The 11,034-nt window shown below is 37.3% G+C and carries 9 protein-coding genes and 1 tRNA gene; 2 read left to right on the top strand and 8 right to left on the bottom strand.

Going from position 1 to position 11,034, the window contains the following annotated elements:
• Window positions 1–33: 33 nt before the first annotated feature.
• The 6 genes from A9996_RS03220 to A9996_RS03190 form a co-directional block, all read right to left on the bottom strand.
• Window positions 34–2,181, bottom strand: coding sequence for a peptidylprolyl isomerase (locus tag A9996_RS03220; RefSeq protein WP_066430811.1), 2,148 nt, complete (start codon window positions 2,179–2,181; stop codon window positions 34–36).
• 338 nt (window positions 2,182–2,519) lie between these two features.
• Complete coding sequence (locus A9996_RS03215) at window positions 2,520–3,809, bottom strand: hemolysin family protein (RefSeq protein WP_066430809.1); 1,290 nt, start codon at window positions 3,807–3,809, stop codon at window positions 2,520–2,522.
• A gap of 297 nt (window positions 3,810–4,106) precedes the next feature.
• Window positions 4,107–4,673: an LPS export ABC transporter periplasmic protein LptC gene (gene lptC, locus A9996_RS03205; RefSeq protein ID WP_066430807.1), complete on the bottom strand. Its 567-nt coding sequence runs from the start codon at window positions 4,671–4,673 to the stop codon at window positions 4,107–4,109.
• Window positions 4,673–6,055: a tetratricopeptide repeat protein gene (locus A9996_RS03200; protein ID WP_066430806.1), complete on the bottom strand. Its 1,383-nt coding sequence runs from the start codon at window positions 6,053–6,055 to the stop codon at window positions 4,673–4,675. The genes lptC and A9996_RS03200 overlap by 1 nt, the downstream gene beginning before the upstream one ends.
• Before the next feature lie 18 nt (window positions 6,056–6,073).
• Window positions 6,074–7,378 (bottom strand): BamG family beta-barrel-assembly machinery protein, encoded by a 1,305-nt coding sequence (gene bamG, locus A9996_RS03195; protein WP_066430804.1) that lies wholly within the window; start codon window positions 7,376–7,378, stop codon window positions 6,074–6,076.
• A complete protein-coding gene (locus A9996_RS03190; RefSeq protein ID WP_066430802.1) occupies window positions 7,378–8,106 on the bottom strand; it encodes a type III pantothenate kinase in 729 nt (242 codons plus the stop codon). Before A9996_RS03190 ends, bamG begins: the two co-directional genes overlap by 1 nt.
• Window positions 8,107–8,248: 142 nt before the next feature.
• Between A9996_RS03190 and A9996_RS03185 the strand changes: the two genes are divergently transcribed.
• Window positions 8,249–8,324, top strand: a tRNA-Phe gene (locus tag A9996_RS03185).
• Window positions 8,325–8,623: 299 nt separating this feature from the next.
• Window positions 8,624–8,809 carry a hypothetical protein gene (locus tag A9996_RS03175; protein WP_066430799.1) on the top strand — a complete coding sequence of 62 codons (186 nt, stop codon included), beginning with the start codon at window positions 8,624–8,626 and terminating at the stop codon, window positions 8,807–8,809.
• Window positions 8,810–9,077: 268 nt separating this feature from the next.
• Here A9996_RS03175 and A9996_RS03170 read toward each other — a convergent pair whose 3' ends face one another.
• Together A9996_RS03170 and A9996_RS03165 are read right to left on the bottom strand one after the other, a co-directional pair.
• A complete protein-coding gene (locus A9996_RS03170) occupies window positions 9,078–10,415 on the bottom strand; it encodes an MATE family efflux transporter (protein ID WP_066430797.1) in 1,338 nt (445 codons plus the stop codon).
• Between the two features lie 189 nt (window positions 10,416–10,604).
• Window positions 10,605–10,910: a hypothetical protein gene (locus tag A9996_RS03165; protein ID WP_066430795.1), complete on the bottom strand. Its 306-nt coding sequence runs from the start codon at window positions 10,908–10,910 to the stop codon at window positions 10,605–10,607.
• Between the last annotated feature and the right edge of the window lie 124 nt (window positions 10,911–11,034).

Here is an 11,034-nt window from a genome sequence, read left to right as displayed (position 1 = left end):
GACCTCTTTTTTTATACTATATTTTGAAAACTACTAGTAAAATGTAGCTCTGTTGTCATTAATCTCTGCAGCTTCTTTTAGAGCTTCATAAGCTTGAGTTTGTGCTGAGTTCATTTTTGATGTGTTTAAACGGTTGGCGATAGCTTGATAGTTGTCCAATTTAGGAGCACCTGTCTTTTTAGTCACTTCTACCATAAACACACCTTTGTTGCCGTCAATTAATTGAGAGGTCTGACCTTCTTTTAATCCAAAAGCAGTTCCTACAACCTTAGGCTCCAAACCTGCACCTGAAAGGGTTGGGTTCTTCATGTTTACAGCAGTTGCAGTAGATACCGGTACATTTTGATTCTTTGCAACAGCATCTACAGTTGCAGCAGAAATTTTCTCACGGATCATTTTTGCTTTTTTCTCTTTTCTGATTTCAGGAATCACAGTTGCTGAAGCAGCCTCTGGCGTCATCAATCCTTCTTTGTTGACTGAAGTTACCTGAACAACAGCATAACCTACACCTGGGATAGAGAAACGCTTATAATCACCTACCTTGGTTCCGTTTTCAAAAGCCCATCGTACAATAGCTCTTTGACTACCCAATCCTGGGATATTCTCCTCAAGTTCTTTGATATTATTTACAGGTTTAACTTCTGCATCGTTTTCTTTTGCCACATCTTGAAAATCTTTATCCTGAAGTGCGATTTCAAATTTTGAAGTACGGTTAAAAACATCATCAACTGTATTTTCTGAAGGCTCGATGGCTTGTGCAAGTGTTGCCACTTTAACCATACGCTTCTTATCTGTCTGATCTAAAATTTCAATTACGTGAAAACCAAAATCGGTTTTGATCACGGCAAGATCTCCTTTAGTGTTTTCAAAAGTATAATCTCTAAATTCTGGCACCATTGAATTGTAAGAATACCAATCTAAAACCCCTTCTTTCTCATTACTGACCTTGTCAACAGAGAAATCTAAAAGATCAACAAATTTTGAACGGTTACCTTTAATAATAGTCAACAAACTATCTGCAGTAGCCTTTGCTTCTGCTTCTGTTTGAACCGTTTCAGCATCTGCGGCACGAGATCCTACAAAAGGAATCAATAAATGTCTTGATTTTACAGAATCTGGCATAAATTTTTCCTCAACCACCTTAGTGATCTTGTACATATTATTGTCTTTATATGGCCCATAATACTGCCCAACATTCAAATTGAAAATACTATCCTGTGCCACATCTGGCAAACTTGATTTTGTCAAATAATTATTGGTGTACTTCACGTCAGAGTTGGCGTTGATGAAACCTTCAATATCTTTAGTTGCTTCTAGGCCAACTATAGTGTCATTCAATTTTGACACTTCATTGTATTCTACTCTTGTGTTTAACATGGAAGCCACATTATCCTTAACAGCATTTTCATCTTCTAAGGACGCAGACTCTGTAAATTGTACAAAATTGATATCTCTTGAAGCGTCAACTTCAAACTTCTTTTTGTGTTTATTGATATAATCTGAAATTTCAGATTTAGAAACCTTAACCGCACTGTCGTCAATTGAAGAATAAGGCACATTTACAAATTTCATATCCACAGTGGCACTTTCCATTGTGTACTCTACCTCTGCTTCAGCAAGCGTTGCACCAACTCCAGCTTTGACCATGCTAAAATAAGCCTGCTCTTTTGCAGCAACAGCTATTGAGCTTTCATTACTCACCCATTCCGCATAGTTGATTTGGAAGTTTCCAAGCGGTGCTCTCTCTGGAGCGATCGCTTTTAAATTGGCAATAAACTCATTTAATCTGTTCTCGTCAAAAATACCTGCTTCATTGGTAAATTCTGGGAACGTTGAAAAATTGTTTCTCAAAAGATTTCTCATTTGATCTTTTTCAACAGAAAGACCTAAACCTTCAAATTGATTTTCCATAACAGCACGTCTCACTTCCTGGTCCCATACTCTGTTCATTGTTTGGGTGGAAGTTGCACTAGGACCCATTTGGCGTTGCATGTTTTCAACACGGCCCATAAAGTCATCACGTTTAATATCAGTGCCATTAATAGTGGCAATGGTATCTTGCGAAGTCCCAAAAGCACTGCTGTTTCTGAACAGGTCAGAAAGCACAAAAGCGAATAATGCCAAGGCTATAATTACAATAAGAAAAATTGAGCGTTGTCTAATTTTATTTAAAACTGCCATTATGTTGTATAAGTTAGAAAATATAAGTGCGCGAAAATACCAATTTCTATCAAATAATAAAAGTAGAATACTACTTTATTAAATTATTAGTGCATTGTGTGCTGCTGATCTTTGGTAATGACCTGGAAGTATCTCGAAAATGAGGTGTTTAGAAGCAAGTTAGGGATTGGGGTATTAGGTTTGGGGTTTGGGGTTTGTAACACGTCATTGGCAATCAATTTAGACATTAGATACTGCCAACTGAACACTGAACATTGAATACTGAACACTGAACACTGAACACTGAAAACTGCCGACTGCCAACTGAACACTGAAAACTGAAGACTGAAAACTAAACCCTAATCCTCATCAAGTACCCGCAACGATACAAGGTCAATCTTTGTTGTGGACACCTCTAAAATGGTAAATAAATATTTTTCAATTTGGACTTGATCATTGACTTGCGGAATCTCTTCGGTTTCATCAACGATCAATCCTCCTAAAGTTTCATAATTTTCACCTTCCGGAAGATTTAATTTATAGACCTCATTGATATAGTCGACTTCAAATCGTGCCGAAAACTTATAATTTTCATCGTCTATTTTTTCTTCAATCAATGCTATCGTATCATGTTCGTCTTCAATCTCTCCAAACAATTCCTCAATAATATCTTCTACGGTAATAATGCCTGACGTTCCACCATACTCATCAATCACCACTGAAATACTCTTTCGCTTTTTGGTCAGCACGTTCAGCACATCTTTTACCAACATCGTTTCTGGCACAAACTCGACACCCATTACTACTGATTTGATATCTTTAGGTTTTTTGAACAACTCAAAAGAATGGACATACCCTAAGATATCATCTACCGAATCGTTATACACTAAAATCTTTGACAATCCGGAAGAGGTGAACAGCCCATTCAAGTTTTTAATGGAATCATTGATATCAACGGCGATAATTTCAGTACGAGGCAACATCACTTCTCTCGCCTTGACTTCCGAAAAATCAAGGGCATTTTGAAAGATCTGGATCTCACTGTCAATTTCATCATGTTCTTCAACAGACTCCATTTGCTCACTGATATAGTTTCCCAGTTCTATTTTTGTCATCACCAGATGTACATCATCTCCACCCGTTTCAAAAAAGCGTTTCAAAATCATATTGGAAATCCAAATCACAAGATCTGAAACCCATGAAAACAAGCCGTAGAAAAAGTATGCAGGAACTGCTAATATTTTGAGAAGTGAATTGGCATAAATCTGGAAAAACACCTTCGGTAAAAATTCGGCAGTAATTAAGATCAGTAAGGTTGAAATGATGGTTTGGGACAAAAGGCTCAAATCATTCAACAGGTAGTTCAAAAAAACATAGTCTGTGGGCAATAGGGATTTGAACCAATTGACCAACTTATCGCCCATTAAGAAGCCATAGACCACCAAAGCAATATTGTTACCAATAAGCATGGTAGCTATAAACTTAGAAGGTTTAGCAGTAAGTTTTGTAAGTGTTTTGGCTAGAAAATCATTTTGCTTCTTAGCAATTTCTATGTGGATTTTGTTGGAAGACACATAGGCAATCTCCATGCCTGAGAAAAAAGCAGATAAAATGAGGGACACAATAATGATAAGGGCATTACCGTCCATAAATTATTGGTTGTTATTCATTTTTTTTCTGAAATGCTTTTTGAAAAAATACATTCCCACGGCCAAAACCGCAAAAAACAAAAGCATATATGCTTTACCTCTATCTTCATTCCACAACCTAACGGTTTCATAAATAAAGAATATGGCGATAAATAAATAAATGTATTGAATAATTTTTTGAAGCATTTTAATGAATCATTTTAATTAAGCGACAAAGATAGCTAATTATTTAGCTGTACTTAAATTTAAAATAATGGATTTGCCGAGCGGAAGAAATGTTGCCACTGGCACCTGATTTTACTGAGACGTATCTTCTTCTAAATATACCGTACTGGTAACCTCACTAATACCATAGCTGGTAAAGTCACGGTTAGAATCAAACGCATTTCCGGTCACGACTTTAGTTGGAGATACGTATTTTACGGGTTTGTTGGAAAACACCCAATCGCGCTTTTGATCATAAAACAGTTGTTGTGCAAAGATCGTATCTTTAGTTTCTGTAGTAATACGCACATTCCCTCTCAAGTCAATCAAATCCGTACCGTTATACACGATGGCATAATCAGCGACGATGATACTTTTCTTATTGAGTTCATCATAAAGGTTAAGGATAACGCCATCAGGAAATTCATTATAGGAAAATCCTCTATTGGAAAAATCCAACATTTTAGGACTTAGCAAATTTGCCTTTAAACGCCCGGAATCTGTATACTTAAGATTCATGTTTTCAGCAACACCTATGGGTTCGTTTTGAAGAACTCCAATTTGCTGGACCTCTTTAAAGTTGTTTTTGCATGAAAAAAACATAGTCACAGCAAACGCTGTGACTATGTTAAATATATAATATGATATTTTTTTTGTCATTAAATCTTTGGCACGGTCACACTTAAACCAATCCAACAAGCAATTCTTATGGTTTCGCCAGAGTTACCCAATCCAAAGATATCGCTTTTTTGTGGTGCTTTACCCTCAAAACTTCTAGCCAACTCTTCAGCATAAGATCTTAAATTGGCATCTACTCTACCAGCTTTTCTAGCTTCGGCAGCTGCCAACCAGAATACCGCTCTCTTGTTAAAATTGGTATCGCCACAGTTGTTGGCACTAGCCGCATACATGTTCGCAATTTCAATATGAGCTCTCCCATTAGATGGGTTTAACTCTAAAGATTTCTGGAAATAAGATCTTGCAGAACCATAGTTGCCTTGAGATTTTAAACTTTTACCAAAACGCATGGCCAATTTAGATTTTGTTAATGGGTCTTTTTCAAGATCATAAGATTGGTCCAAATAAGGCTTTGCTTCTTTTTCCTTGCCTTGTGACATCAACAAATTGTAAACAAAGTATTTGGTGTCTGCTGATGGTGAAGACGCATCATACGCTTTTACCAAGTCAATATATAGCGGATCATCTGTACACTCTTTATTGTACATTCTGTTAACCGCACGTTTTAACCATTCAGAATCACTCTTAAACTTATCGAAATCTCTTTTGTATAATGGCACTAACACCTCACAATTGGCTAATTTACCAAGCTTACTGTCAATACTACCTGATATTTTTTCATAGGCCTCCAGATAGCTTTCGTATTGTTTTTTATACTGCGCTTCCTTTTTGTCCAATTCTGTACCAGCTTCTTCCTTTTCAACAAGTGGATTCAGCTTTTCGGTATAATTGTCAATCTCCTGATTGATCTTTTCACTAACATCGTCATATTTATTAAAGACATCCAATACTTCTACCTCCTGGGCATCATGCATATCAACTATAGTTGAGAAATAAACATACAAGCCTTTTGGATTGGTAAAGCTTTTAGGCTCTTTCTTGTAAAGTTCATCAAAAGCATCATACACCTGTTTATTGCCTAAACCTAACGCTTCTCTTTCTTCATACTTTAACAAGGTTTTCTCCTGTAGGATATCTCCAACGTTGTATTTATCTGGGAAATTTGCAAGACCTTCATCCCAAACCTTCATCAAATCATTGACAAAATCAACTCTTTCAGTTCCTGTTGCTTTCTCAATTTTGTCTTTCAGAATTCTTTCACCATAATAATAAATGGCGTAATTAAATTTTGGGCATTTGTTACGAAGCTTCATAAATGGCTCATAGGCTTCATCAAACTTTTTGCTTTTGGCATTATCGCTCATTAACGTTAAGTTGAGCATGCATTCCTCATCTTGTTGTGCAAAACCAACATTGAAACCCATAAACAAAGCAAGTAGGATTAAAGTAACTCGTGTTTTCATCGTTTTAAATTTATTCAGTTAATTATATTTTCTTTTTTGGAACCATCGATCATTTAAAGATAAACTAATTTGCAAATTCATAAAATTTTCTTCAATTAAATTTGCCTTAGTTGTACCCCTCTTTCCGAACTCAAAACCAATGTTGGCATTTGAGAAAAGATTTCCAACTGGTAACCCAACTCCAAAAGATATGCCAAACTCATTAATGGTCTCATTATTGATCTTCAGCCCTGTGTTTTCAAAGTTCACACCAGCCCTATAAACTATTCTTTCCCAATAACTTGAGAACGAGTTGTAGTTCGGAATATAAAATCCGCCCAATGCAATCGTAGAAGCATCAATAAACTCAGCATTACTAGCCGTAAAAATAGGATTTTCAAATTCGCTCGTCTTTTGAAAGGTGTACTCTGCCCCTGCGAACCATTTTTGAGGTTGGCCAATACCCGCACCAAATGAGAATTTGGATGGGAGGGTTAAGTCTGTCTTTTTCAAGTTCTGACTTTCCAAATCGGCTTGAATCGTATTAATAAGAATTTCCTGCTCTGTAACAACATTTACAACAACGGATGAGAAGAAACGCTCATTTTCAGATTTGATGTTACTTTTTGGCATGTAGGTTAGGCCTGACGTTAATTGCAATTTATCAGTAACCATTGTTTTGTAGCTCAGTCCAAAATTGAGATTGACACCACTCAAATTAGAGCGGTTGCTTTCTTTGGAAAAATATTGTAAAGGCTCTCCATTTACATAAGCAAACTCGAGGGCACTATTTTGGATGTTTCCAAAATTGTAGCTCGCATCAACACCCACGCCCAAACTTGGTGTAATTTGGTACCCCAAACCTATAAATGCCTTATTGAGTCCGCCTTCACCTTTATAACGATTGTCTAAATTGCCTTCATCGTTTCTGGACTCCAATTTATAACCCACTGAAGTGTAAGGCAACAAACCAAATCCAAAACCAAATTTACCAATGGGCACCGAAAGCGCTAAATAATCAAAGGTTGTAGCATTGGTTTTTTGACTCTCGTTATCAGTCTTAAGCGTTAAATTGCTAGAGCTTCCACCAACGGTAAATTTAATGGGCCGACTTTCATTATTGAACATTTTAAGATTGTTACCAGCATAACCAGCAGGATTGCGGAGGTTAACGTGGATGCTGTCAGTAAAGAAACTTAAGCCTCCCATACTCCTGTTTTCAACTGTCCCTTTAAATTTTAAACTTCCAATGCCGTAAAATGAATAAGGAGATGCTGTGCCGTTTTGCGATTGCGCTTGAAATGCGAAAACGGTGATGAAAACTATTACAAGTTTTTTTATCATTAGTTTGTATTAAATTCTAAAATAAAGTTTAAACCCTCTAAAAGAAAATTCGAGTTGGCAAATATGCTATTTTTTAATTGCTTTGACAAGAAATTGACATCCCCTCCTGTTAAAATAACTGTTAAATCTGGATATTTTTTTCGATAATCGTCAATGACGCCATCAATTTCTTTGATAATTCCGAGCACTACACCAGAGTGAATTGCTGCAGCCGTACTGTCTCCAGTAATGCTTTTTGGCATCTCAGTATCTAATAACGGAAGATTTGCCGTCAAATTATGCAGACTTTTATAACGCAACCGTAGGCCTGGAGAGATGGCGCCGCCCAGATAGTTATTTTGATGGGTAATAAAATCGTAAGTAATGCAACTTCCTGCATCTATAATCAAAACATTATGCTGAGGGTAGTGTTTTACTGAGGCTGCTACAAGTGCCATTCGATCCACTCCTAAAGTGGTTGGCGTTGCATACCGATTGTGAAACGGAAATTTCAAACTGGCATCCAATATGAGGACTTCCGTTTGTTTCTCGAGGCTTATCATGACCTCTTTTGGCAATCTTCCGACGGTAGCAAGGATGCATTTCTGAATCTTGGGATAGTTTTCAAAAATTTTTTTGTGGGTTTCTTCAAACTTTGAAATCTCCACAGTCTGTTTTTCCAAGAGTTTATCCTCCTGAAAAACAGCAATTTTGACAAGTGTGTTGCCTACATCAACAATTAAATTCATATCTAAAATAAAAGCAGTAAATTTACAAAAGCAATTTTTATATCTTTTATTTTTGCGAATAATAAAAATGCCTTTATATTTGCACCCGCTTGGAGGATTGAAATGTAATGTTTCAGTCGGACAAGTTCGCAAATATGCGACTGGTGCCTTAGCTCAGTTGGTAGAGCAAAGGACTGAAAATCCTTGTGTCCCTGGTTCGATTCCTGGAGGCACCACCATCAAAAACCCGAACAAAATGTTCGGGTTTTTTGGTTTTTGCTATTTCCGCCTTTCTGCTTTTTGGGGATCAAGTCAAAAAGTTGTGGGATTTTAAGGCTGTGCTCCCAATTCCTCCGAGGCTTCGGAACTAAAAACACCATAATCATTCCCGTCGATTGGGGAAGACATTTTGTTTTGAATATTGGTTTTAAAAACATGCAAAGCATATTTATTATAAAGTGACCTTCTTTTATCTGCTCTTGATAGGCTTTCGTTTTATATTTTTAGTACTTTAGAAGACTCAACAAAATAGCTACAAATGGATTTCATTAAAAAATTAGGCTTTCCAAATCTCCTTATACTTGCACTTTGTCTCCTTATTATAGGGGTAGCTGAATATTTGTTTTTAAAAGGCGATCAACTCCATGCTATTTTTATCGGATTATGGGCACCAACACTTTTAGGCATTGTCATATTCATCAAACAAATCAAAAATGGACGCTAATGCTATTGTCTTCTGGTTTTCTGGATTTGTCTCCATTTGCGTTGTGATCTGGGCCATTGTGATTATTAGGGCCTATGATAAGGTGGACCGTGACAATAAGTGAGCACAATTAACTCAATTTATGTTCAAGAAGTTCTGAAACCTTTTTAGGGTCCCTAGTTATTTTTGACATGCCGCTAATCAAGTTCTAAAAGAATCGCTTTGGGGCGGATCATGATAAGCGCAATAGAAGCGCATTCTCCAAAGAAAACATCCCTCAGGTTTGCCCTCAACGCCCGTTCGTTTTCAACTCCACCATCCTAAGAATTTTTGGGTAATAAAGCCCCAATGCAACAGCTCTTACAATCACATAAAATATAAAGGCCGCCCATAATCCAGTATTGCCGTAGTAATCCACAAGAATCAACCCCAACCCAATAAAAGCAATTGACGCTATGATTGTGGCATTTCGCATTTCCTTACTTCTTGTAACGCCAATAAAAACCCCATCCAGCTGAAAAGCGACAAAAGAAAATAAGATATACACCACGGCGTAATTCTTATAATTGGATGCGATGGTTTGCACCTGGATATCTTTGGTCAATAAAGGGATGACCATATCACTAAAAACAAATACCATCAAGGCCAGTAACACTGCGGTGGCCCCCGCCAAAACAGTTGATTGCTTCACCTGAAGTGTAAACGCAGCTTTGTCTTTTGCACCAAACGCTTTTCCGGCGAGCATTTCTACCACATTGGCATAACCATCCAAAAAAAACGCTGACAGCGTCACAAACTGCAATAACACATGATTGGCAGCAAGGGTATAGTCGCCAAACTTAGCGCCCTGATTGGCAAACCAAGCAAAACCACTGAGTAACGCCAGAGTGCGAATCATGATATCCACATTCACTTTAAACAAGGCAAGCAATTTGGAGCGATCTAAAATTTGTGCTTTCAATTCCCGGGCACGCTCATAAGGCCTTTTGATGTCGAGTTTTTGAAATAACACAACCCCAGCAAAAAACAAAGTCAGCCATTCTGCCAACATGGTGCCTAGGGCGATTCCCTTTACGCCCATCCCAAAACCCACAACAAAAGTGATATTAAACACGATGTTCAATCCGTTTAAAAACAGCTGTACCCAAAGCAATCGTTTGGTCCACCCCATTCCGATAAGCGTCCCCAAAAGGGAAAACGTAATTAATGTGGCAGGAGCTCCCCAAATACGGATATAGAAATACGCTTTGACCAATGCTTTAATCTCATCACTTGCACTCAGTAAATAGATAGATAACTCCCCAATTAACTTCTGCAAGATGACAAGGACCAGACCAATGGCGGCGCCAAGAAAAACAGATCGAAACACTAACGCATGAAGTTCTTTATCATCTTTTGTTCCGGCAGCCTGGGCAATAAATCCTGTAGTTCCCATTCTTAAAAAACCAAATCCCCAGTATACAAAACTAAAAATTAAGGCCGCTAAGGCAATCGCACCTAAAGCTGCCGCCGATGCCGTTTGACCAATTGCAGCAGTATCCACCAAACCTAAAAGCGGTACAGAAGCATTGGCAATGATAATGGGAATCGCCAATTTAATGATGTGTACATAATTACTTTGCTTCATTGGCCAAAGGAGTTTTCAAAAATCTGTTGAATACGTAGCAGTTTAAAACTGCGTAAACCTACTCATCTTTTACGGACAGCTTTATAGAAATCTCGTTTTTTATGGGTATTCATTCTCGTTTAAGTCTTAGTCTGGGCTCAAAAAATGATAGTTTCTAATGGATGATGAAAAGAAGCATCAGCAGGAGGTTTAAAATCCAAGGTATTGACACATCAACCCAAAATTGAAAAAAGATGAAATAACGCCAGAGACAATCATAGCACTTACAAACAGTGTGGCGAGAATGACAATTTTCTCTTTTGAATGATAATTAAAATAATTGAGCACTATTTGAAAACCCAACGCAATAGATTGGGCTAACAACAAGCGTTTAGCACAGTCGATAACAGGCTCTTTGAAATATAAAAAATAAGTGGCCAACATTATGATGATATACAGGCTGGTAATTCCAAACACTACCGTCTTTGGAAATCTGAATCTTTTAGAGTTTGTCATGATAACAGTTTTATTTCAAAGATAGTGAATCGGAAAGCAAGTGCACAAAGGATTGAACACGCAAAACGTTTCAAAAAATATCACAGATTATTTGAACTGTAATTTCGAGATGGAGATTCAAAGC

This window comes from Gelidibacter algens, assembly GCF_001678675.1.
GTDB classification, from domain to species: Bacteria; Bacteroidota; Bacteroidia; order Flavobacteriales; family Flavobacteriaceae; genus Gelidibacter; species Gelidibacter algens.
The sequence above is the reverse complement of the archived record's forward strand: the minus strand, read 5'-3'. Positions and strand labels throughout refer to the sequence as shown.

Excerpts from the sequence above, each read along its gene's own strand:
- A9996_RS03220 (WP_066430811.1), bottom strand. The coding sequence starts at position 2,181 with ATGGCAGTTTTAAATAAAATTAGACAACGCTCAATTTTTCTTATTGTA.
- A9996_RS03215 (WP_066430809.1), bottom strand. The coding sequence starts at position 3,809 with ATGGACGGTAATGCCCTTATCATTATTGTGTCCCTCATTTTATCTGCT.
- lptC (WP_066430807.1), bottom strand. The coding sequence starts at position 4,673 with ATGACAAAAAAAATATCATATTATATATTTAACATAGTCACAGCGTTT.
- A9996_RS03200 (WP_066430806.1), bottom strand. The coding sequence starts at position 6,055 with ATGAAAACACGAGTTACTTTAATCCTACTTGCTTTGTTTATGGGTTTC.
- bamG (WP_066430804.1), bottom strand. The coding sequence starts at position 7,378 with ATGATAAAAAAACTTGTAATAGTTTTCATCACCGTTTTCGCATTTCAA.
- A9996_RS03190 (WP_066430802.1), bottom strand. The coding sequence starts at position 8,106 with ATGAATTTAATTGTTGATGTAGGCAACACACTTGTCAAAATTGCTGTT.
- A9996_RS03175 (WP_066430799.1), top strand. The coding sequence starts at position 8,624 with ATGGATTTCATTAAAAAATTAGGCTTTCCAAATCTCCTTATACTTGCA.
- A9996_RS03170 (WP_066430797.1), bottom strand. The coding sequence starts at position 10,415 with ATGAAGCAAAGTAATTATGTACACATCATTAAATTGGCGATTCCCATT.
- A9996_RS03165 (WP_066430795.1), bottom strand. The coding sequence starts at position 10,910 with ATGACAAACTCTAAAAGATTCAGATTTCCAAAGACGGTAGTGTTTGGA.